Here is a 23,341-nt window from a genome sequence, read left to right as displayed (position 1 = left end):
AGAAGTTTAAAAAAAGCCCTAAAATCTAGGGCTTTAAAGACTAAGCGAAAGAACCTTTAATTTCTGCTACCCATTTTGAAATTCGTCCGTCTGTCAAATCGTCTTGATTGTCTTCATCAATCACTAGACCCACGAATTTACCGCCTTCTACCGCTTTAGAAGCTTCAAAATGATAACCATCAGTGGGAGTTTGCCCTACCACTTTACCGGCTTTCGCTTTTTCATAAATGTGGAAAATGCCTTCTGCGAAAGTTTCGCTGTAAGTGTCTTGATCGCCCAAGCCTACAAGCCCAATGGTTTTATTCGCAAAATCGCTCGCTTCTAGCGTGCCTAAAAAGTCTTCCCAATCTGTTTGCAAATCGCCCGCACCGGCTGTTGGAGCGACTAGAATAACCTTTGTAAAGCTATTGAATTGCTCTTTAGAAGCTTTAGCCACATCAATCACTTCGGCATTACCAATAGCCTTGCTGATTTTTTCGGCAATGGCTTCAGCGTTCCCGCTGTCTGTCCCAAAAAAGATACCAATTTTTCCCATATTCCAATCCTTGTGTTTAAAGATATTAACGCACCCGCTTTATGCGAATGCTTGTGGGCGTAGTTTAGCGCATTTAATTAGAAATCTTGCTTAAAAACCCATTTTGCGCGAATATCGTTTCAATAAAAACCATATTAAAAGCGCGATAAGAACAAAACTTATCACAAAAAACGAAGTGTAATGAGAAAGCCTTTCATACAGCGTTTTCACCCAATCGCTCGCTTGAAAAGAAACGCTCCCCACGATTAACGCCCACAAAAAACTGGATAAAACATTAAGCCATAAAAATCTTTTTAAAGGGTATTTGCTAAAACCAATTGCCAAAGGCACAACGCTTTTAATCCCATACAAATATTTATTGACAAAAATCATTAAAAAAGCGTAGCGTTTCACCCACAAACTCGCTAAAGCAAGCTTTCTTCGGTGCTTATGGAAATACTTTAAAAACTCTCTTTTTTGATAGCGGGCAAAGACTACAAGAACCCCACTCCCTATTAAATTCCCTAAAAAAGCGACAAGAATCGTTATTTTTATATCCAAAGCGTGCGTGGTAGCGCTCAAAACAGAAGCGATGACAATCCCCACATACCCACCCCCTAAAGAATATAAAAACAAAATAAGATAACCCCACTCCTTAAAACCCTCTTGAAAACGCAACAACGCTTCTTGCATAAAAACCCTCTTTTTAATTTTCTCATTTTCATGTTATCCAAATTTATTCAACCAAATGAGCGTTGTTAGTGATTTAAACGCTATCTTTTAGTATAATGGTAGGGTTATCCTAATAACCTAAAAGATAGAGATGAATACAGAAATTTTAACCATCATGTTAGTTGTCTCAGTGCTTATGGGATTGGTAGGCTTGATAGCGTTTTTATGGGGGGTTAAAAGCGGTCAGTTTGACGATGAAAAACGCATGCTTGAAAGCGTGTTGTATGATAGCGCGAGCGATTTGAACGAAGCGATTTTACAAGAAAAACGCCAAAAGAATTAAAAAATAAAAATAAAAAGGATAGAAAATGAGTCAAGAAATTTTAGATGTGTTGATAGTGGGCGCAGGGCCTGGGGGCATTGCCACAGCGATAGAATGCGAAATAGCCGGCGTTAAAAAAGTGCTTTTATGCGAAAAAACCGAAAGCCATTCAGGCATGTTGGAAAAGTTTTATAAAGCCGGTAAAAGGATTGATAAAGATTATAAAAAGCAAGTCGTAGAGCTTAAAGGGCATATCCCTTTTAAAGACAGCTTTAAAGAAGAGACTTTAGAGAATTTCACTAACCTTTTAAAGGAGCATCACATCACGCCAAGCTATAAAACCGATATTGAGAGCGTGAAAAAAGAGGGCGAATACTTTAAAATCACCACCACTTCTAATACAACCTATCATGCTAAATTCGTGGTGGTTGCGATCGGGAAAATGGGCCAGCCAAACCGCCCTACTGCTTATAAAATCCCTGTTGCGCTCTCCAAACAAGTGGTTTTTAGCATCAATGATTGTAAGGAAAATGAAAAAACCCTTGTGATCGGCGGAGGCAACTCAGCGGTGGAATACGCCATTGCTTTGTGTAAAACCACCCCAACCACTCTCAATTACCGCAAGAAAGAATTCAGCCGTATCAATGAAGACAACGCTAAAAACTTGCAAGAAGTCCTAGACAACAACACGCTTAAAAGCAAGCTTGGAGTGGATATTGAAAGCCTAGAAGAAGATGGCACTCAAATCAAAGTTAACTTCACCGATAACACGAACGAGAGTTTTGATCGCTTGCTGTATGCGATCGGCGGCTCTACGCCTTTAGAGTTTTTTAAACGCTGCTCTTTAGAGTTAGATCCTAGCACGAATATCCCTGTGGTGAAGGAGAATTTAGAGAGCAACAATATCCCTAATTTGTTCATCGTGGGCGATATTTTATTCAAATCAGGAGCGAGCATCGCTACCGCGCTAAATCATGGCTATGATGTCGCTTTAGAAATCGCTAAAAGGTTGTGCTCTTAGAGCCGCTCACTCATCAAACGGCTTAGCCTTATACAAAAAGAAAAAGAGGATTAGAAGCGTTAAGGCAAAATGCATGGTGATGATAGTTAGGGGTGAAAAGTAACGCAGTTCCAAACTGCTGAGCGATAAAACTAGCACAGAAACCACACGCACACAGCTTGATAAAAGCGATGAGAGCGATGAAATGTTGTTTTTAGAAACGAATTTGGAGAATTGATACCCCAAGCAATAACTCATGTAAGTGAAAAACGCCACCATGAGTGCATACACCCCTATGAAACAATAAGGGATATTGCTAAGCAATAAGGGGCTAACGCTTAGTAACACCACAAGCAAACTCAAGGCGATTTTTTGGCTGTAATTTTTGGCTTTTAAAAAATGAATGAGGATAGAAATCACTTGAAAAGCGATATAAAACATAAAAAGGTATTGCTCTTTAACGCCTTGTTTTAAAAAATACGCTTGCCACATTTGAAAATGGCTCATAAAAAAGATAGGCGTAATCAAATGCCCCACTAACAAAATTTTAAGCTTGGGGTTATCCTTAAGCTCTTTAAGACTGCCTTTAACTTGCTCTTTAAGGAGTTTCAGGCTTTTTTGGCTTTTAAAATCCGCTTGATTCTCTTTAAAATAAAACATAATCGTTAGCACGCAAAGCATGATTAAAAAAATCCCCACGATATACAACATCGCATGGATTTTGAGATACAAAAACGATCCCAAAGAACTCCCTATAATCATGCCTAAATAAGTGATTTGATTGTTTTTGGCTAAAAACTTGGACAAATCTTTTTTATTTTCTTTAATGTCTGTGATGAGTGAAGCTTCAATCGTGCCGCTAGAGCATGCGCTATACAAACCATACAACCCCCACGCTAAAAGCATGAGGATAAAGCTATCAAAGAAAAGCACAAACGAAAAACTAGCGATTAAAAAGGCATTAGAAACCAAAAATAAATTCTTCCGGCTCATCAAATCCGCTAAAACACCGCTCGGGTATTCAGCCACCAGCACGCAAAAGCTAAAAAAGGTTTGCACGAGCAAGATTTCACTCAAACTAAGCCCTTTAGAAAGCAACAAGGGGGTTAAAATCGCATGGGGCAAGCTTTGAGCGATGATTAAGAGAAAATTCGCCCCATAGTAAGCTAAAATGTTTTTTCTTAACATTTGAAAATTATAATTAAAACTAGCTTATAATACAGCGTTATATCTTTTATTTAAGGGGTATTGATGCTAACCCAATTAAAAACTTATCCAAAATTACTCAAACATTATGAAGAAATCAAAGAAGTGCACATGCACGATTGGTTTTCTAAAGACAAAGAGCGAGCGAGCCGTTATTTCGTGCAATTGGAAAGCTTGAGCTTGGACTATTCCAAAAACCGCTTGAACGATACCACTTTAAAGCTTCTTTTTGAATTAGCGAACGACTGCTCTTTAGAAGAAAAGATTGAAGCGATGTTTAAGGGCGAAAAAATCAACACCACCGAAAAAAGGGCCGTTTTACACACCGCCTTAAGAAGTTTGAATGACGCAGAAATCTTGCTAGACAACATGGAAGTGTTAAAAAGCGTGAGAAGCGTTTTAAAACGCATGCGAGCCTTTAGCGATAGCGTGAGAAGCGGTAAAAGATTGGGCTATACTAATCAAGTGATCACTGATATTGTCAATATCGGTATTGGGGGGTCAGATTTGGGCGCTTTAATGGTTTGCACCGCCTTAAAACGCTACGGTCATCCGAGATTAAAAATGCATTTTGTGTCTAATGTGGATGGCACGCAGATTTTAGACGTTTTGGAAAAAATCAATCCGGCCAGCACGCTTTTTATCGTGGCTTCCAAGACTTTTTCCACTCAAGAAACCTTAACCAACGCCCTAACCGCTAGAAAATGGTTTGTAGAAAGGAGCGGCGATGAAAAGCATATCGCTAAGCACTTTGTAGCGGTATCCACCAACAAAGAAGCCGTGCAACAATTTGGCATTGACGAGCATAACATGTTTGAATTTTGGGATTTTGTAGGGGGGCGTTATAGCTTGTGGTCGGCCATTGGCTTATCCATTATGATCTATTTAGGGAAGAAAAATTTTAACGCTCTTTTGAAAGGGGCGTATTTGATGGATGAGCATTTTAGAAACACCCCTTTTGAAAGCAATTTGCCCGTTTTAATGGGATTAATCGGCGTGTGGTATATCAATTTTTTTCAATCCAAAAGCCACTTGATCGCTCCTTATGATCAGTATTTAAGGCATTTCCCTAAATTCATCCAGCAATTGGATATGGAAAGCAATGGCAAACGCATCAGCAAAAAAGGCGAAATCATCCCCTATGACACCTGCCCTGTTGTTTGGGGCGATATGGGCATTAACGCTCAGCACGCCTTTTTCCAGCTCTTGCATCAAGGCACGCATTTAATCCCCATTGATTTTATCGCCTCTTTGGATAAAAAACCTAACGCTAAAGGCCATCATGAGATTTTATTCAGCAATGTTTTAGCGCAAGCGCAAGCCTTCATGAAAGGCAAAAGCTATGAAGAAGCGCTTGGGGAATTGCTTTCTAAAGGCTTAGACAAAGATGAAGCCAAAGACTTAGCCCACCATAGGGTGTTTTTTGGCAACCGCCCCTCTAATATCCTTTTATTAGAAAAGATTTCACCAAGCAATATTGGGGCATTGGTGGCTCTTTATGAGCATAAGGTCTTTGTGCAAGGGGTTATTTGGGATATTAACAGCTTTGATCAATGGGGCGTGGAGCTTGGGAAAGAATTAGCCGTGCCGATTTTACAAGAATTAGAAGGGCATAAAAGCAACGCTTATTTTGACAGCTCCACTAAACACTTAATAGAATTGTATAAGAATTACAACCAATAGGCTTTATCTTACAACAAGATAAAACCTAAAAACAATAAAGCAAAGCTTAACCCCATTCTCAAGCGCTCCATTCAAAATAATCCGTTAATCATAACGGATTTTATCGCCATATATTAGCCATTTGAATTTAAAGAGAGTAAATTTTCCACAAATTGATCGTTTTTAGCCTTTAAAAGCTTGACTTTCTCATCATACGCATTATTTTACATATTATAATTATTTCAAAGCTAAGAATAATAAAAATCAAAGAATAGATTTATCTTTAAAAGCATTTGCATTTATCAATCTCATTTTAGGAGGCATGCATGAAAAAGGCAAGTCAGGTTTTATTCTTTGGAGCGTTTTTAAGCTCTTCGTTGCAAGGTTTTGAAGCTAAGCTCAACGGCTTTGTGGATCAATCCAGCACTATCGGTTTTAACCAGCATAAAATCAATAAAGAAAGAGGCATCTACCCTATGCAGCAATTCGCAACGATTGCGGGCTATTTAGGGCTTGGTTTTAGCCTGTTACCCAAAAAGGTTTCAGACCATGTTCTAAAAGGCAAAATAGGGGGCATGGTGGGATCTATTTTTTATGACGGCACGAAGAAGTTTGAAGACGGATCTGTGGCTTACAACCTCTTTGGTTATTATGATGGGTTCATGGGGGGCTATACGAATATCTTACAGACCGATAGCCTTGAGACACAGAACATGAAACACAACAAAAATGTCCGCAACTATGTCTTTAGCGATGCGTATTTAGAATACGCCTATAAGAATTATTTTGAAATAAAAGCCGGACGCTATCTCTCCACTATGCCTTATAAAAGCGGTCAAACGCAAGGCTTTCAAGTTTCTGGGCAATACAAGCATGCGCGCTTGACTTGGTTTAGCTCATGGGGTAGGGCGTTCGCTTACGGTTCGTTTTTGATGGATTGGTTTGCCGCACGGACCACTTATAGCGGAGGCTTTACCAAAAACGATAAGGGAGGTTATGATAGCCATGGGCGAAAGGTGCTTTATGGCACGCATGCGGTGCAACTCACCTATAAACCTCATCGTTTTCTCATAGAAGGCTTTTATTACCTTTCGCCTCAAATCTTTAACGCTCCAGGCGTTAAGATTGGTTGGGACTCTAACCCCAATTTTAGCGGCACAGGCTTTCGCTCTGATACGGCTGTCATAGGGTTTTTCCCCATTTACTACCCTTGGATGATCGTTAAATCCAATGGAAGCCCAGTCTATAAATACGACACGCCTGCCACTCAAAACGGGCAAAACCTCATTATCCGCCAACGCTTTGACATCAACAATTACAATGTTTCCATCGCCTTTTATAAAGTCTTTCAAAACGCTAATGGTTGGATAGGCAACATGGGGAATCCAAGCGGTGTGATCATGGGGAGTAACAGCGTCTATGCGGGTTTTACAGGCACAGCCCTTAAAAGAGACGCCGCTACCATTTTCCTTTCTTGTGGCGGCACTCATTTTGCCAAAAAATTCACATGGAAATTCGCCACGCAATACTCCAATTCAGTAGTTTCTTGGGAAGCGAGAGCGATGATCTCTTTAGGCTATAAATTCAATGAATATTTGAGCGGTAGCGTGGATCTTGCATATTATGGCGTGCATACCAACAAAGGCTTTAAACCGGGTGAAAACGGGCCTGTGCCTAAAAACTTCCCAGCCCTTTATTCTGACAGGAGCGCGTTATACACGGCTCTAGTAGCATCTTTTTGATGCTACCCTATGATTATGGTAGGCGTCTTTTTGATACTATGATCACAAAATATAGTAGGCATCATTTTGATGCTGTCTCCTACGATATGATAGGCGTTTTTTAACGCTGTTTTTCTAATCTCTATATGTAAAATTTCTTTTCAAGCAAAGCCCTCTTTTAAATCATACCCATTAAGTAAAATATCCATTATCTTCATCATCTTTAAAATTGAGCTTTTAAAAAAGCAAGCGATAGCTTTTTAAAAACTAAAACAGAAATCCCAAATGCCTTTAGTGTTTGCACACTTCACGAACAGGGTCAAACTTTTTTTATGGATTTAAATTTTATGGATTTAAAGGGGGCTAAAACCCCTTTTTTATTCAAGCGGCTTTGATATAGGGCGTTTCAGCTAGCGGTGGGTAAATTTGATTTTTAAAATAAGCGTTTGAGCAAATCCTAACGCTCACGATCAGCACTAATAACGCTACAAGCATGAAAAACACGCACAAAATCGCATCAATCGCATGGTTAAGAAAGGATTTTTGGAGGGTTTTGAGCGCTTTTTCATCGGTAGTGAGCGCGATTTTTTCTTTGATGATTTGCATTTGCGCCACATGCGAAACGTTATTAAGCACGCTATCATCACTCTTTGGCATCACCTTTAAAATACCGCTATAAAAAGTGATTGCTAAAATCAAAGCTGCCGGCAAGGCGCTTACCATTGCCCCCTTAAAACGCCCCATTTTAAACAACACCACCGTAACCAACAACAACGCCATGCCCGCTAACATCTGGTTACTCACGCCAAATAAAGGCCATAGCGTATAAATCCCCCCTTTAGGATCGATCGTGCCTTGATACAAGAAATACCCCCACCCTACCACGCACAAAAGAGTGGCAAAAATCCCAGCCTTATAGGAACTAAGATTACCCAAAGGTTTATAAACATTACCGAGCAAATCCTGAATCATGAAACGAGCGGTTCGTGTGCCAGCATCCACAGCGGTTAAAATAAACAAAGCTTCAAACAAAATCGCAAAATGGTACCAAAACGCCATCACGCTTGGATCCCCTAAAATGTGATACACGATCATCGCTAAACCGATCGCAAAAGTGGGCGCCCCACCGGTGCGGCTCAAAATGGAGCTTTCGCCGATGTTTTTGGTCATCTCACGGATTTCTTCAGCGCTGATATTAAACCCCCATGAGCTAATCACCGAAGCCGCATCAGCTATATCTTTACCGATGCTCACTTCTGGGGAATTGATAGCGAAATAAAGCCCTGGGTGTAAAATCCCCGCACACACCAACGCCATAAGAGCCACAACGCTCTCCATCACCATAGAGCCATAGCCCACTAGCCTGGCGTCGCTTTCTTTAGCGAGCATTTTAGGGGTCGTGCCTGAAGAAATTAAAGCATGAAAGCCGCTAATCGTCCCACAAGCCACCGTGATAAACAAGAAAGGGAACACGCTTCCTGCAAACACAGGCCCACTGCCATCTACAAAGGGCGTGATTTTAGGGATTTGTAAGGGCGGAGCGACAAAAATAATGGCCACAACCAACACCCCTATAACGCCAATTTTTAAAAAAGTGCTTAAATAATCTCGTGGAGCGAGTAAAAACCATACCGGCAAAATAGAAGCCACAAAACCATAACCCATGATCATCCACGCTAAAGAGCCGGCTTCAAAAGTAAAAATTGACGCTAGTTTGGGATCTAAAGAAATATATTTGCCCGCATAAATCGCTATAATCAACAAAATAAAGCCGATAACAGAAACTTCTAAAATCTTATGTGGCCTGAAAAACCGCATGTAAAGCCCCATAAGGATCGCAATGGGAATAGTCATTGCGATCGTAAAAAAGCCCCAAGGCGAATGCGCTAAAGCCTTCACCACCACCATCGCTAAAATCGCAATGATAATGAGCATGATCCCTAAAATGCCAAGACTTGCGATCATACCTACAAATTTACCCATTTCAAGCTTGATCATTTCGCCTAAAGACTTGCCATCGCGTCTAATGGAAGCAAAAAGCACCACAAAATCATGCACGCAACCCCCTAGAACCGAGCCTATCAAAATCCATAAGATAGAGGGCAAGTAACCCATTTGAGCGGCTAGTATCGGTCCTACTAAAGGGCCAGCCCCAGCAATAGCGGCGAAATGATGCCCAAAGGTGATCGCTTTATCGGTTGGCACAAAATCCTTGCCGTCATTCCTTATACATGCGGGCGTGGCTCTGTTATCGTCTAACTTTAACACTCTATAAGCGATAAAATGGCTATAAAAACGATAGCCTATGCTATAAATGCAAGCGCTCGCTACTACAAGCCATAGCGTGTTAATGCTCTCGCCCTTGTGTAAGGCTAACACCCCTAAACAGATCGCCCCTAAAATAGCTACAAAAACCCAAGCCAAAGAAACTAAACTTTTTTGCATGTCCTCTCCATTTAATGATTATTTAATCATTGTTGTTAATTTCAGCCAGTTTTTTTATTATAATCCAAATTTTCTTTGAATAGTGGCAAAATAGCTCATAAACTTCCCGCATAAAGGCTTGGGTTTTCCAAACTTCTAACAATTAGGGTGAGTAAGAGCTGTTTTTAAACATGGTGCTTTAAAGCGTCATTAATTTTAAGGTATAGCGTTATGGCATTAGATTGGGATTTTATGTTTCACTCCATCCCTGCGTTTTTTAAGGGATTAGAACTCACGCTTTATATTTCTTTCTTTGGGATTTTGCTCTCTCTTTTGGTGGGGTTTTTGTGCGCGATCATTTTGTATTTTAAAACGCGCTTTATCTCTCCTGTTGTCTATATCTATGGCGAAATCGCTAGGAACACGCCCCTACTCATCCAACTTTTCTTTTTGTATTACGGGTTGAATGAAATCGGTTTGAGCGCTTTAGAATGCGCGATTTTAGCGTTAGGGTTTTTGGGTGGGGGGTATATGAGTCAAAGTTTTTTGCTTGGGTTTAAGAGCTTGGCTTCCATTCAAAGAGAAAGCGCTTTGAGTTTAGGGTTTAGCCCTTTGAAGATGATGTATTATATTATTCTGCCTCAAAGCTTAAGCGTTTCTATGCCTTCTATAGGGGCGAATGTGATTTTTTTACTCAAAGAAACTTCGGTGGTGGGCGCGATAGCCCTAACCGATATTATGTTTGTGGCGAAAGATTTTATTGGCATTTATTACAAAACGACTGAAAGCCTTTTGATGTTAAGCCTCACTTATTTGATCGCTTTACTCCCTTTAAGCGTTTTGTTTGTGATCTTAGAGCGTTTTTTTAAAAAGAAAGTGGCTTAAAATGGGAGTTTTGTTAGAATTAGACAACCTCAAGCGTTTGTTAGAAGGGTTTGAAACCACTCTTTTGATCGCTCTTAGCTCTGCGGTTATTTCAATCATTGTTGGAATGCTTTTAGGGAGTTTGATGGCGTTTGGCTCTAAAATAATGGTTTTAGCGTGTCGTGTGTATTTAGAAAGCATTCGCATCATCCCGCTTTTAGCATGGCTTTTTATTGTGTATTTTGGGTTAGCGAGCTTGTTTGATTTGCACATTAGCGCGGTTTTGGCGAGCGTTATTGTTTTTAGCTTGTGGGGGGGCGCTGAAATGATGGATTTGACTAGAGGGGTTTTAACTTCCGTGAGCAAACACCAAGTAGAAAGCGCTCTAGCCTTAGGCTTAGATTCAAAAAAGGTGATTTTTAATATTATTTTCCCTCAAAGCTTTTTGTCTTTATTGCCCTCAAGCCTTAATTTGTTCACGCGCATGATTAAAACCACGGCTTTAGTCTCTCTCATTGGAGCGATTGATTTGCTAAAAGTGGGCCAGCAAATCATAGAGCTTAACCTCTTACGCATGCCTAATGCAAGCTTTGTGGTTTATGGCGTTATCTTAATGTTTTATTTTAGTTTATGCTATAGTTTGAGCCTGTATAGTTCCTATTTAGAAAAAAAATTCCAATACATTAGAGGGTAAAATGAGCGTGATTTTAGAAACCAAAGGGTTAAAAAAAACCTATCAAAACCATTTGGTTTTAGACGGCATCAATTTCACTTTGAATAAGGGTGAAGTGGCAGTGATTTTAGGGCCTAGCGGGTGCGGGAAAAGCACTTTTTTAAAATGTTTAAACGGGCTTGAAAAGATTGATGGAGGTGAAATTCTTTTTGAAAACACTAACCTTAATACGCCAACCACTAACTGGAATCAAATGCGCCAAAAAATAGGCATGGTGTTTCAAAATTATGAATTGTTCCCGCATTTAAATGTGTTAGATAATATCTTACTCGCCCCCTTAAAAGTGCAAAAACGATCCAAAGATGAGGTCATTTCTCAAGCCGTAGAGCTTTTAAAGCGAGTGGGTTTGGAGCATAAACAACAAGCTTACCCTAAAGAATTGAGCGGTGGGCAAAAACAACGAGTAGCGATCGTGCGCTCTTTATGCATGCGACCCAAAATCATGCTTTTTGATGAAGTAACCGCCTCATTAGACCCTGAAATGGTTAAAGAAGTTTTAGAAGTGATTTTAGAACTAGCCACAACGGGCATGAGCATGGTGATTGTAACGCATGAAATGAAATTCGCGCAAAAAATCGCTCATAAAATCGTGTTTTTTGATAGCGGTAAAATCGCTGAAGAAAACAGCGCTAAAGAATTTTTTAACCATCCGAAATCTCAAAGAGCGCAAAAATTTTTAGAAACTTTCCATTTTTTAGGGAGCTGTTAAATAAAGTTTGCTAAAAAGATAGTTTTAATTTTAAAAAAAGGTGGTTTTATGAAAACAAACGGGCTTTTTAAAATGTGGGGGCTATTTTTAGTTTTAATCGCTTTAGTCTTTAGCGCATGCTCTGATAGCCATAAAGAAAAGAAAGACGCTTTAGAAGTCATTAAACAAAGGGGGGTTTTAAAGGTGGGGGTTTTTAGCGATAAGCCTCCTTTTGGCTCTGTGGATTCTAAAGGGAACTATCAAGGCTATGATGTGGTCATCGCTAAACGCATGGCCCTTGATTTATTGGGCGATGAAAATAAGATAGAGTTTATCCCTGTAGAAGCCTCAGCTAGGGTGGAATTTTTAAAAGCCAATAAAGTGGATATTATCATGGCTAATTTCACGCACACCAAAGAAAGAGAAAAAGTCGTGGATTTCGCTAATCCGTATATGAAAGTCGCTTTGGGGGTGATTTCTAAAGATGGGGTCATTAAAGATATAGAAGAGTTGAAAGATAAAGAGTTGATTGTGAATAAAGGCACGACAGCGGATTTTTATTTCACTAAAAATTACCCCAATATCAAACTTTTGAAATTTGAGCAAAACACAGAGACTTTTTTAGCCCTTTTAAACAATAAGGCTACCGCTCTAGCCCATGACAACACTTTGTTGCTCGCTTGGGCGAAACAACACCCTGAATTTAAATTAGGCATTACAAGCCTTGGCGATAAGGATGTGATCGCTCCAGCGATTAAAAAGGGTAACCCTAAGCTTTTAGAATGGTTGAACAACGAAATTGATTCCCTCATTTCTAGCGACTTTTTAAAAGAAGCTTACAAGGAGACTTTAGAGCCTGTTTATGGCGATGGAATCAAACCGGAAGAAATTATTTTTGAATGATTTCTTTAGGCTTTGATTTCTTGACAAGGTGCGTTTTTGTTGTTAAATTAGCAATTTTGTGATCTTTTTGTTTTTCATTTTGGGATATATTTGTTTGATTTTACATTGAAAGGATTTGTTGATGAGTTATTTTTATAAGCGTTGTTTGAAATTTTCGTTGGTTGGGTTGCTAGGGCTTTTGAGCGTTCAGCTTGACGCTAGGAGTTTTGTTGATGGGGATTTAGACATTCAAAAATTCAGTTATGAAGATTCTCTGCTTAAAAAGGGAGATCCTAATGGCGTGCATAAGGTTCAGGTGCGAAATTATAATGGCAAAATGCAAGAAGCTGAGATCCATTCAGAAATACGCATTGCGGTTAAACCGGGGGTTAAAAAAGAAGTTAAAAAAGGCAAAATTTATAGCGCTCAAATCAATGACGGCATGTGCTATGCTTTTAGAATGCTCCAAACCGGCGATAATACCACAGGCCTTGATTCTAAAGAGTTCCCCAAGCAAAGCCGTGAAAAAAAGGGCCAAGTGATCACTTTAATCGGTCAAAATGAAGTGCCTTATCTTATTTTAGAGACGGATTGTCAAGTGGGTGATATTGCAAAGATCTCTTTGGTGGGTAATTTTGATGGCACCGGGTTTCTTACGGAATATAAATTCAAAGGCGCTAAACCCATTTACTAGTCTTTATTCTTCGCTTCATTCTTAAAATCTCTTAATCTTTTGTAATTAGGAGATTTTTCTTATTCGTTGCGGATATTTTTGATCGCATCTTAAAAAATTTTAAAAACCCTGTTTGTGTTTTTACCTCAAGCGTTAAAAAAAGCTCTGTCCTCATCAAATACTGACAAATAAAACCTTATTTAATTTGGAATTTTTTAAATTTTTAAAACAAGCTAAAAAAAAGAAAATAAAAGAGAAACCCCCCCCTTTTTTTTTAGGAGTTTTCTTCTTGCTTATACCCTTTAAGCGCAAAGAAGAGGATATAAAAATAGCACAATAACGGCACACCATAAGCGTAGAGCAAATTTGATTCGGTTGCTGTGAGCATGTCTGTAACCGCACCTTGAATGGGGGGGATTAACGCCCCTCCTACAATCGCCATGCTAATCACCCCAGAAGCCTTAGAAGTGAGATGCCCTAAATTGAGCGTAGCCAAAGAAAAGATGGTAGGGAACATGATAGAGTTGAAAAAGCCCACAAAAGTCAGAGCGAATAAAGCGATCTTGCCTCCAATGAGAATAGCCAAAGCGATAAGCACGATAGAGCTTAAGGCGTTGAAAGCCAGGTATTTATTAGGAGCGATTTTATTCATCAAAACACTGCCTAAGAAACGGCCCACCATCGCACCGCCCCAATAATACACCAAGTAATGCGCACTTGATTGAGGGTCTAAATTCAAAAGCTTTTCAAAGCTTAGCACCAAGAATGAGCCAATCGCCACTTCTCCCCCCACATAGAAAAAGATCCCTAAAGCCCCAAAAACAAAGTGTTTGTGCGAAAACAGGCTTTTTTGCGTCGTTTCTTTAGGCATTTCTTTTTCCACATCAGGCAATTTCAAAAGATACATGATGAGCGCTAAAAGAAGCGAAAACACCGCCAAGCCCAAATAAGGCATTTGAACGCTTTTAGCGTCCGCTAACTTATCTATCAAACTTGCATTATCGCCCATTTTAGTCGTGCTAAAAATCAACAAGCTCCCAAAAATAGGCCCTAAAGTCGTGCCAAGCGAATTGAACGCCTGGACTAAAACCAGGTTTCTGGCTTCTTTACCTTTAGAAAGCAAGGTTACAAAGGGATTACCGGCAGTCTGTAAGCACACAATCCCGCTCGCTAAAATAAACAACGCTCCTAAAAAAAACCCATAGGAACCAAAATGCGCCGCCGGATAAAACAACGCGCACCCGCTCGCTGTGATCACAAAACCAAGCACCACGCCAAAAGGGTAGCCGATTTTACTGATCACATTCCCAAAAACTCCTCCCATGATGAAATACGCCCCAAAAAAGCAAAATTGAATGAGTGAAGCTTCAAAATAGGTCAAGTCAAAAATGGGCTTTAAGTGTGGTATTAAAATGTCGTTTAAAACCGTGATAAAACCCATTAGAAAGAATAGCGCTGTCAAACTCCCCAGCGCCAGAGTGTTAGAAGTTTTTTGCATACCTTCTCCTTTTTTATTGAGTTGATATAATAATAATGATATTACAATTATTTTAAGATAATAATCTGTCTAAATAAAGAAAAAGAGGCATGAAATGGGTAAAAAATGCAAAGCCCCTTAAAAAGAGCTTAACGAAAGATAAATACAGAAACAGAAATGATGCAGAGAATGATGATGCCCGAATTGAGCGCTTTGAAGTCTTTTTGAACTAATTTGATGATACTATAAGACAAAAAGCCAAAGGCTAAGCCATCGGCAATGGAGAAGGTTAAGGGCATCATCACCACGGTTAAAAAAGTGGAAACGCTAATGGCCATGTCTTTAAAATTCACCCCCTCTAACACGCTAAACATCAAAACCCCTACTACCACTAGCACCGGATAAATCGCATTGCTGGGAATGGCTTTTAAAAGAGGCAAGCAAAAGAGCGTTAAAACAAAAAATAATCCGGTAAAAACCGCTGTCAGCCCTGTGCGGCCCCCCTCTTCAACCCCACTCGCGCTCTCTATAAAAGCCGTCGTGGTAGAAACGCCCACCACCGCGCTCCCTAAAGAAGCCACCGCATCCGCTTCCAAAGTCTTTTCCAATTCCTTGTTTTTTTCTTCATCATTGAAAAAATCAGTCTTGTGGCCAATCCCTGCAAGCGTGCCTAAAGAATCAAACAAATCGGTTACAAAAAAAGTGATGATAACCGGCACTAACGCTAAAGTGAAAGCCCCACTCGCATCAAAAAAAATGCCCTTAAAGTCTAATTGAAAGGCGATAGGGCCAATGCTAGCGGGCATGGAAAAAAACTCGCTAGGGTAAGGGGCTAGCTTTAAAACCCATGCGAGAATGGAAGTGATTAAGACCGCTATAATGAAAGAACCCCTGATTTTGAGCGTGTAGAGCGCGAAAGTTAGAATGATTCCCACAACCCCCAATAACACATGCGGATCGCCAAAATCGCCTAAGGTTACAAGCGTAGCCTTATGGGTAACGACGATATGCATTTCTTTAAGGCCAATAAATGCGATAAAAGCCCCTATCCCCGCGCTCACCGCACGCCTTAAATCGCTAGGAATGCTTCGCATGACCCAACTTCTAAATTTAGTGAAAGACAAAATCACAAAAATCGCTCCAGAGAGCGCTACGATGCCTAAAGCGCTCTGCCAAGGGAGTTTTAGCCCTTGAACCAACCCAAAGCTAAAATAAGCTGACAACCCTAAGCCCACGCTCATGGCTATGGGGGTGTTTGCCCACAATCCGTTAAACACGCTTGATAAGATAGTGATAATGGCCGTTGCGCTCAAAAGGGCTTCATAAGGCATGTTGGCTTGAGAAAGGATAAGAGCGTTTAGCGGCACGATGTAAATCATGGTGATAAAAGTCGTTAAACCCGCTCTAAACTCGGTGGCAACGTTCGTGTTGTGTTCTTTAAGCTTGAAAAACCCCATGTTAGATAACTCCTTACTATTTGGTATAGATTAATTTAATAAGGGGCTTTGGGGTTATGCTAGCACTATTTTATTTTAAATTGCCTTAAGATGCTTGATTGTGTTGTTTCAATCAAGAGAAGTGAGTAAAAAACCCTTTTTTTTAAAAACTCCGCTAAAAAATAATCGTTTTAACGAAAATCGCAAAAAAGCTCATCTTGTAAGGTAATTTCACTCTTTAATGGTTTTTGAGGGAGCGTTTTTTTAAATTTGAAAAGATTGTTGCAAAACAAACGCCCCATAAGAGCGATTATGGGGGTAAATTCTAAAAAGGAGTTTGCCATGGAAAATTAAAAATGGCAAAAACATTATACCTTAAAATTTCATTTTTGGGTTTAATGATTGTTTTTTGAAAATTTTTAGCTTTAGAGGTTTTTTTAGAAGTTTAACCCCCCTTTTAAAAAGAGAGTTTTTAATAAGCAAACACATAATTGAGATACACGCTATAGAGTCTTCGGTATTCCAATTTAGTTCCCAAGTAAGAATAGTAATTCGTGTTAATGGTAGGGATTTTCACGCCCAATTCCATGCCATGTTGAGCCGCATGATGGCTATCTTTTTTCTTAGGCCTAGCGAGATTGGTTCTCAAGCCCAAATTGAATAAAAATTGGAAGTTAGCCGTATTCACTTTAGCGCTATAGACATTGCTGATGGTTTTTAAATTCACGAATTGAGAATTAAGCCACGAAGTCCCTGCTAAGGCGATTCCTCCAAAAAGCCCCACTGAAATCTGGTTATTCTTGCCTAAAAAGTTGGTGTTTTTATCATTGATGAAATTAAACAATAAATCGCTGCCCACCCCATAAGTCCACACATCAGAAGCCGAGTTAAAGAAGTTGGATTTGATATAGGCGTGGTTGTAGTCAAAAAAGCCGTAATACCTTAACCCCCATCTTTTCTTTTCTCCAAAAAATTGCTTGTAACCCACTTGCACCCCAAGGCCGTTCATAGCCCCGTTATTGCTTAAAGAAGCGATCATGCCCATATTCCTAAAAGGGTTGTTGCCAAGTTCTTGAATAAGGGTGTTGGCTAGGCTTTGCGCTTGATTGATTTGAGGCGTTTGGTTGTTAAAATCAGCGGCACTTGTTTTTAATGAAGACAGAGTTTCTTCCACGCCAGCACACCCGTTCCCCCAATTGTTCTTTTGATTTTGCATTGTCATATTCGCACTGCTTATAGCGCTCGCATCGCATTTCCCTATGTAGTCTTTAAGATGGCCTGAAGAAAGTTTGTTAAAATCGCTCTCCACTTGATTGGCTAGTTTTAAAATTTCTGTTTGAGATTGCGCGTTTTTGAGCATTTTTTGAGCTAAAGCCGTAAGACTGCTAGGAGAGTTAAGGTTGAAATTATTGGGTTGTGTGATATTTTTTGGTTGGTTGGCGCTGAGTTGTTGGGTTTCTTGAACGATTTTTTGTGCATTATTAATCATGTCTGAAGCGGCACTAAACTCCGCACCAAAAGTCTCGCATGAATTTTTGCCGCCACCGGCTGTTTGCCATAAAGGGGTGTTTGTAGCGGCTCCGTTACTATTTCCACTACTAGATTTCGCTATCAACATGGGGCAATAATCTTTAAGGGTATTGACAATCGTTTGCGCTTGAGTCAAAAGATTTTGCGCATCATTAGTCGTATCAATAACAGAAGTTGTCGTTTTAGTTTGATTATTTTGTTGATACTTTGATGTGGTTACATGCGCTTTTAACTTTTCCCCTTTGCTATTTAAAGGAGCAAGCCCGGCTTGTTTTAAAGCTTTTGAAAGAATCTGATAGGCTTCATGGATATCTTCGTATTGCTTGATGGATAGAGAAACACCCTTATCTGCTTTTAGCGTATTAGTGCCATTTGAACTATGAGTGCCATCACTATTTGTGCTCCCACCGCAATTGATTGTAGTGCCGTTGCCATTCTCATCGGTGTAGTGGAAATTTTTTTGATTGTTTTCGCCTGGACTTTTGGTATAGCCTCCGCATATGACCGCATAACCCATGCTATTCCATAGCCCTAACACCGATCTCAACGCTAAAAGCGTGGCTTGATAGGCAGGGGAATTGGTTGTCCCACCGGCTAAAGTTTTTGCGCGTTCGTTCAAATTATTGACCGCTTGGTTGATTGCTTGCGCGCTTGTCTTTGAGCCAGCGCCACTATTGGCTAAAAGCTTGCTTAATTTTTCATAAGTGTCTGAAAGCTTTTGGATCTTGTCGGCGTTTTTCACTTTTTGAACCGCTTCACCGATTTGATAGCCCACGCTTAAAAAAACGCCGTTGTCTTCAGCGTGCAGTAATGATGCCGCAAGAGTTAGAGAAAGCAGAATCGTTTTTTTCGTTTTTTTCATAAAATGTTCCTTAAAGTAATGTTTTATTGCAAAAAATGTATCAAAATGAGAATTTATTTACAATGCGTTTAATTTTACCACAAATTTATTGGATTTCAAAAAAAGTTTTAGGGTGTTTTGATGTACTCAATCAAGCTTTTAAGAGTGTTTAATTTAATTGGGATTTGGTTTTAGAAAGATTGTTGTAAAATAAACACCCCCATAAGTGCAATTATGGGGATAATTTTTAATGGGAGTTTGCCATGAAAACAGAAAATGGTAAAAACTCTTGGAAAACATTATACCTTGAAATTTCGTTTTTGGGGTGTAAAGTTGTTGTTTTATTGAAGCGGTAGTTTTGTCAAACGAAGTTTCTGTAAAACGATAGCTTTAGTTTTTCCAAAGTTCCCTTAAGGCTTTTAGCTTTAAGGGTTTTCCTTTAAATTTTATCCTTAACTTATGGGGGCAACAAAAAAGGCTAACTCATCATCTCTAAAGCCAGAATTATCATGTTATCAAAGCTTTCTATTCTTTCTTTAGGGCTTAAGGCTTCTTTAATTTATTTTAAAGGTTTTCCTTTAAAGCTTACCCTTAACTTATGGGGTTATAAAAACTCTTTTAAATTAGCCCTAATATTCTTTTTAGCACTCTTTGCTCGGAATACTAGATTTTAAAAAACTCCGCCAAAAAACGATAGATTTTTTTATAAAAGAAAATCAAAAGCTTATTTCTTAAAAAATAGAAAATAAACGCTAATGAAATTATAAAGGTGGATATGATATAATGGATTTAGGAAACGCCAATAAAATTAAAAAGGTTCAAAAATAGTGTTATCTCTCCCTTTGATAGAAAAACGCCCTTTTTTAAATCACGAACGCATCAAATTACATAGTTTTTCGCAAATTAAAGCGTATTTTGACACACTCAATTTTGACACAAGTCATTTTGTTAATTCTAATGATATTTGCACCCCATTAGATTGTGTGAAAGAAATGATAGACACTATCCCAAGCGATTTTTTTAAACAAGAACATTTAAAAATTTTAGATTGCTGTTGTGGGAATGGGAATTTTTTTGCTTATTTAGAGACTAAGACTTCTTTAAGCAATCTGTATTTTAATGAGATTAACCCTAAACGCATTGAGCATGTTAAAAAATATTTTGGGAACAATATCCATTTAAGCTGTAAGGATTTTTTAAAATTTGATAGCGCTACGCTTTATGACTTAATCGTGGCTAATCCGCCTTTTGCTAAATTTAATGCACTAGGTCGCACTTCTAAAAATCATAATCTGGCAAGAGACTTTATTAAAAAAGCCTTAGAGCTTACAAAAAATGGGGGTTATATTTTATTTATTGTGCCTAATCACTGGATGAGTTTTTCAGATAGGAATGTTTTACCCAACTTACTCTCACAATATCAATTTATCCATCTTAATATTGGCGGAGCTAAAAAATACTTTAAAAAAGTCGGATCATCTTTCACTTGGTTTTTATTACAAAAAATCCCTAATCAAAAAAGTTTTAGCGTAGAAAATCATTACACCTTAAAAGACAAACAAAGAGTATCTCTTAAAACTCGTTTGAATTTTATTCCCTTGTATTTGAATGAATTAGTTTGTAACATTTTAGATAAAACGATCAATAATACTCATCTACCTACCTACAAAATAGAAACGACAAGCTTTCTACACAGGACAACCAAGAAAGAATTTTTATCGCCCATTCAAAATAAGGACTACCCTTATAAGATTATCCATACCCCTAGTCAAGTCGTATATAGTAAAATCCCTCACAAATATCAAGAAGGCTATAAAGTCTTTTTATCTTTGACTAATCAATACAGCACATTTATTGATAATTGCGGCATGACACAAAGCATTGCGTTTGTGCGTTGCAAAAACTACGAAGAGGCCTTAAAAATTAAAACCGAATTAGATAATGAAATTTATTTATTTCTTAATAATCTCACTCGTTATGGAAATTTTAATAACATTAGAGTGTTACAGCATTTACCTTTATTGGAAAGTATTGTTCTAAACAAGCAAGAATTAGAATTTATCCAAAAATTTAATGGGGCGTATTATGGCAAAAAGAAAGAGCGATATAATTTTAAAGAGTGTTGATGATTTAAAAGATGAAATTGATTATAAGGACTTTGAATACAAAGAGTATTTTAATTTATTATGCGAATTAGTCCCTAATAATAGTTTGGAAAAATTAGAAATCAACGCCATTGATGAAAAGAATATGAAAAACGAAGGACTTGTATATGTGTTTGTTATTCAAGGTAAAATTTTTAAAATCGGTCATAGCATTACGCCCATCACGAAGCGAGTACAATCTTATAATTGCGGCAAAGTAGAATATCGTAAAAATGGCACTTGCTCCACAACAAATTATTTTGTATTGCAATCGCTCTTAAAGATTAATAAAATCGTACAAGTGTATGCATTTTTTCCAGAACAACCTACCTATACCCTATTTGGTAAAACTTACCAAGATAGTTTTTCAACTTCTAAAAGGGCTGAGAATGTGATTTTAGAAAATTTTATTAAAAATCATAAGAAAAAACCTATCGGATGCACACAGACTTAAAAAGAATATTTTTTATACATTACATATGTTTTTTAAAGTATGGTCAAAAATAATCTCCACACTAAAGCTATAATATAAAGAGCTAAATTTGATGATTTTACTCAGTAGAGCGAATGAGTTTTTGCTCTTTAAACTTATTTTCAATCGTCATTGTGTCATCATCTCCAAAGCCAAAATTATCATGTTATCAAAGCTCTCTATTCTTTCTTTAGGGCTTAAGGCTTCTTTAGTGATTAAGTGATCCGAAACCGAGCATAAGCATAAAGCCTTAGCGTTCAATTCCATCGCCGTGGCGTATAACCCTGCCGCTTCCATTTCAATAGCTAAGTGGTTGTATTGGGCCATTAAATCAAAGGCATGCGTTTCAAAAGAATAGAAAAAATCGCTTGAAAAAACATTGCCCACTTTCAAATCAATGCCCAAACGCTTTGCTGTTTGATACGCTCTTAAACTCAATTCAAAATCAGGCGTTGCGCTCAAATCGTGGTTCAAAAAACGCACCCGATTGGTTTTAGAATCCGTTGAAGCCCCCATCGCCATGACAATGTCTTTCAGACCAACTTTTGGGCTAATCGCCCCGCAAGTGCCAATCCTTAAAAGCTCTTTAACCTGATAGGTTTTAATGAGTTCGGTTACATAAATCGTGCATGACGCAATGCCCATGCCATGCCCCATTAAAGAAATCCCCTTACCCTTATACTTCCCGCTAAAGCCTAGCATGTTGCGCACATTCGTGATCTCTTTGGCGTCTTGTAAAAATTTTTTCGCAATGTAGCTCACCCTTAAGGGATCGCCGCATAAAAGGCATTGAGAATAAAAATCGCCGATTTTAGCGTTGATGTGAGGGGTCATGGTTGTCCTTTAAATTTTAGTAAGTTTTTGCCATAATCTAGGGGGCTTAATCCCAAAAAGTGAGCGATACTTTGCCCAATATCCGCAAACGACTCGCTCTTGCCTAAAAAGGCTGGTTGTAAATCTTTATGATAGAACAAAACAGGAATGTATTCTCGTGTGTGATCGGTGCCTTTAAAGCTGGGATCGCACCCATGATCGGCGCAAAGAATGAGCAAATCGTTTTTCCTTAAATTTTCTAAAACCTCTTTTAAGCGTGCATCAAAATACTCTAAAGCGTTAGCATACCCGCTAATATCGCGCCTATGCCCATAATCGCTATCAAAATGCACAAAATTCGTAAAAATCAAGCTGTTGTTTGGGGCGTTTTTGACTCGCTCTAAAGTAACATCGCATAATTCCATTAAACTACCGGCTTTGAACTTTTGGGTGATCCCCACATGAGCGTAAATATCAGCGATTTTTCCAATGCTAATGACTTCGCCCTGCTTTTCTTCAATGAATGTTTCAAAAAGCAATTTTTTATGGGGCTTTATCGCATAGTCTTTGCGATTAGCGGTGCGCTTGAAATCCTCTCTATTGGCGCCAATAAAGGGGCGTGCGATCACTCTGGCGATCTTTAAAGGCTCTAAAATTTTAAACGCTTCTTCACAAAGGGCGTATAAATTATCCAGCCCAAACCTTTCTTCATGCGCAGCGATTTGAAACACCGAATCCGCTGAAGTGTAAAAAATGGGGTATAAAGTTTCTAAATGCTTTTCGCCTAAATCTTTAATGATTTCTGTCCCTGATGCGTGGCAATTCCCTAAATAGCCCTTAATCTTAGTTTTATGCATGATTTCATCTAAAATTTCTTTAGGAAACGAATGGGTTTTATCTTTAAAATACCCCCATTCAAAAAGAACGGGCGCGCCCATCATCTCCCAATGCCCAGAAATCGTATCCTTAGCGCTAGAAAGTTCTTGCGCGTAAGCGTAAGCCCCTATTAAATTAGGTTGGGATTGAAAGCCTAAGGGCAATTCATTTGCAGCTTTTAAAGTGCTCAACCCTAAACCCAAACTCTCTAAATAAGGCAGTTTCAAAGCCCCATTGCGATCGTTAGAATCAGCTAGGTTATTGAAACAAGCCTTAGCGATATTGCCTAAAGTGTTCGCCCCCAAATCGCCAAAATCTTTAGCGTCTTCACTAGCCCCTATACCAAAAGAATCCAATAATAAGATCACCACTCTTTTTTGCATGTTTTGTC

At 38.8% G+C, this 23,341-nt stretch carries 20 protein-coding genes and 1 pseudogene; 11 read left to right on the top strand and 10 right to left on the bottom strand.

Translation table 11 applies throughout. The features are described from left to right. Positions 1–40: 40 nt before the first annotated feature. Positions 41–535, bottom strand: a complete 495-nt coding sequence (locus tag EAL04_RS03510) for a flavodoxin (RefSeq protein ID WP_001962940.1) — start codon at positions 533–535, stop codon at positions 41–43. Positions 536–625: 90 nt separating this feature from the next. Further along, on the bottom strand, positions 626–1,207 hold the full coding sequence (locus EAL04_RS03505) for a DedA family protein (RefSeq protein WP_120973302.1): 582 nt from the start codon (positions 1,205–1,207) through the stop codon (positions 626–628). 130 nt (positions 1,208–1,337) lie between these two features. Here EAL04_RS03505 and ccoS point away from each other — a divergent pair, with 130 nt between their 5' ends. Further along, positions 1,338–1,529: a cbb3-type cytochrome oxidase assembly protein CcoS gene (ccoS, locus tag EAL04_RS03500; protein ID WP_001090949.1), complete on the top strand. Its 192-nt coding sequence runs from the start codon at positions 1,338–1,340 to the stop codon at positions 1,527–1,529. 25 nt (positions 1,530–1,554) lie between these two features. Further along, on the top strand, positions 1,555–2,529 hold the full coding sequence (locus EAL04_RS03495; protein ID WP_120973300.1) for an NAD(P)-binding domain-containing protein: 975 nt from the start codon (positions 1,555–1,557) through the stop codon (positions 2,527–2,529). A gap of 6 nt (positions 2,530–2,535) precedes the next feature. Here EAL04_RS03495 and EAL04_RS03490 read toward each other — a convergent pair whose 3' ends face one another. Then, the gene (locus tag EAL04_RS03490) at positions 2,536–3,696 is read right to left on the bottom strand and encodes an HP1165 family MFS efflux transporter (RefSeq protein WP_120973298.1); all 1,161 of its coding nucleotides are present in this window, start codon (positions 3,694–3,696) and stop codon (positions 2,536–2,538) included. A gap of 63 nt (positions 3,697–3,759) precedes the next feature. On the opposite strand from EAL04_RS03490, the gene pgi reads away from it, so the two are divergent. Together pgi and hofH are read left to right on the top strand one after the other, a co-directional pair. Continuing rightward, the gene (pgi, locus tag EAL04_RS03485) at positions 3,760–5,397 is read left to right on the top strand and encodes a glucose-6-phosphate isomerase (protein ID WP_120973296.1); all 1,638 of its coding nucleotides are present in this window, start codon (positions 3,760–3,762) and stop codon (positions 5,395–5,397) included. 305 nt (positions 5,398–5,702) lie between these two features. Beyond that, positions 5,703–7,118: an outer membrane beta-barrel protein HofH gene (gene hofH, locus EAL04_RS03480; protein WP_120973294.1), complete on the top strand. Its 1,416-nt coding sequence runs from the start codon at positions 5,703–5,705 to the stop codon at positions 7,116–7,118. Between the two features lie 360 nt (positions 7,119–7,478). Here hofH and EAL04_RS03475 read toward each other — a convergent pair whose 3' ends face one another. Next, a complete protein-coding gene (locus EAL04_RS03475; RefSeq protein WP_120973292.1) occupies positions 7,479–9,542 on the bottom strand; it encodes a carbon starvation CstA family protein in 2,064 nt (687 codons plus the stop codon). Positions 9,543–9,752: 210 nt separating this feature from the next. Between EAL04_RS03475 and EAL04_RS03470 the strand changes: the two genes are divergently transcribed. The 5 genes from EAL04_RS03470 to EAL04_RS03450 all read left to right on the top strand — a co-directional run bounded on the left by EAL04_RS03470 (position 9,753) and on the right by EAL04_RS03450 (position 13,382). Further along, the gene (locus EAL04_RS03470) at positions 9,753–10,406 is read left to right on the top strand and encodes an amino acid ABC transporter permease (RefSeq protein ID WP_120851710.1); all 654 of its coding nucleotides are present in this window, start codon (positions 9,753–9,755) and stop codon (positions 10,404–10,406) included. Between the two features lies 1 nt (position 10,407). Then, positions 10,408–11,079: an amino acid ABC transporter permease gene (locus EAL04_RS03465; RefSeq protein WP_120973290.1), complete on the top strand. Its 672-nt coding sequence runs from the start codon at positions 10,408–10,410 to the stop codon at positions 11,077–11,079. A 1-nt stretch (position 11,080) separates the two neighbouring features. After that, entirely contained in the window at positions 11,081–11,827 is a 747-nt protein-coding gene (locus EAL04_RS03460; RefSeq protein ID WP_000111347.1) for an amino acid ABC transporter ATP-binding protein, read from the top strand. Between the two features lie 48 nt (positions 11,828–11,875). Further along, a complete protein-coding gene (locus EAL04_RS03455; protein ID WP_120973288.1) occupies positions 11,876–12,709 on the top strand; it encodes a transporter substrate-binding domain-containing protein in 834 nt (277 codons plus the stop codon). A gap of 121 nt (positions 12,710–12,830) precedes the next feature. Next, complete coding sequence (locus EAL04_RS03450) at positions 12,831–13,382, top strand: hypothetical protein (RefSeq protein WP_120973286.1); 552 nt, start codon at positions 12,831–12,833, stop codon at positions 13,380–13,382. A 253-nt stretch (positions 13,383–13,635) separates the two neighbouring features. Here EAL04_RS03450 and EAL04_RS03445 read toward each other — a convergent pair whose 3' ends face one another. The 4 genes and pseudogenes from EAL04_RS03445 to deoD (EAL04_RS03425) form a co-directional block, all read right to left on the bottom strand. Next, on the bottom strand, positions 13,636–14,859 hold the full coding sequence (locus tag EAL04_RS03445; protein WP_001174138.1) for a sugar MFS transporter: 1,224 nt from the start codon (positions 14,857–14,859) through the stop codon (positions 13,636–13,638). Positions 14,860–14,987: 128 nt separating this feature from the next. Beyond that, positions 14,988–16,295, bottom strand: a complete 1,308-nt coding sequence (locus EAL04_RS03440) for an NCS2 family permease (RefSeq protein WP_000505500.1) — start codon at positions 16,293–16,295, stop codon at positions 14,988–14,990. A 451-nt stretch (positions 16,296–16,746) separates the two neighbouring features. Then, positions 16,747–18,666 (bottom strand): Hop family adhesin HopQ, encoded by a 1,920-nt coding sequence (gene hopQ, locus EAL04_RS03435; RefSeq protein WP_120973284.1) that lies wholly within the window; start codon positions 18,664–18,666, stop codon positions 16,747–16,749. 457 nt (positions 18,667–19,123) lie between these two features. Then, a pseudogene (deoD, locus tag EAL04_RS03425) lies at positions 19,124–19,201 on the bottom strand (purine-nucleoside phosphorylase); the annotation flags it as partial. A gap of 271 nt (positions 19,202–19,472) precedes the next feature. Between deoD (EAL04_RS03425) and EAL04_RS03420 the strand changes: the two are divergent. Next, positions 19,473–20,771: an Eco57I restriction-modification methylase domain-containing protein gene (locus EAL04_RS03420; protein WP_120973282.1), complete on the top strand. Its 1,299-nt coding sequence runs from the start codon at positions 19,473–19,475 to the stop codon at positions 20,769–20,771. After that, complete coding sequence (locus EAL04_RS03415; protein ID WP_108356104.1) at positions 20,731–21,243, top strand: GIY-YIG nuclease family protein; 513 nt, start codon at positions 20,731–20,733, stop codon at positions 21,241–21,243. The genes EAL04_RS03420 and EAL04_RS03415 overlap by 41 nt, the downstream gene beginning before the upstream one ends. A gap of 147 nt (positions 21,244–21,390) precedes the next feature. Here EAL04_RS03415 and deoD (EAL04_RS03410) read toward each other — a convergent pair whose 3' ends face one another. Together deoD (EAL04_RS03410) and EAL04_RS03405 are read right to left on the bottom strand one after the other, a co-directional pair. Next, positions 21,391–22,095, bottom strand: a complete 705-nt coding sequence (gene deoD, locus EAL04_RS03410; RefSeq protein ID WP_120973280.1) for a purine-nucleoside phosphorylase — start codon at positions 22,093–22,095, stop codon at positions 21,391–21,393. After that, positions 22,092–23,333: a phosphopentomutase gene (locus EAL04_RS03405; RefSeq protein ID WP_120973278.1), complete on the bottom strand. Its 1,242-nt coding sequence runs from the start codon at positions 23,331–23,333 to the stop codon at positions 22,092–22,094. The genes deoD (EAL04_RS03410) and EAL04_RS03405 overlap by 4 nt, the downstream gene beginning before the upstream one ends. Between the last annotated feature and the right edge of the window lie 8 nt (positions 23,334–23,341).

The organism is Helicobacter pylori (genome assembly GCF_003638305.1).
In the GTDB taxonomy this organism is placed as follows: Bacteria; Campylobacterota; Campylobacteria; order Campylobacterales; family Helicobacteraceae; genus Helicobacter; species Helicobacter pylori_DJ.
This window is presented reverse-complemented; position numbering and strand designations above follow the sequence as displayed.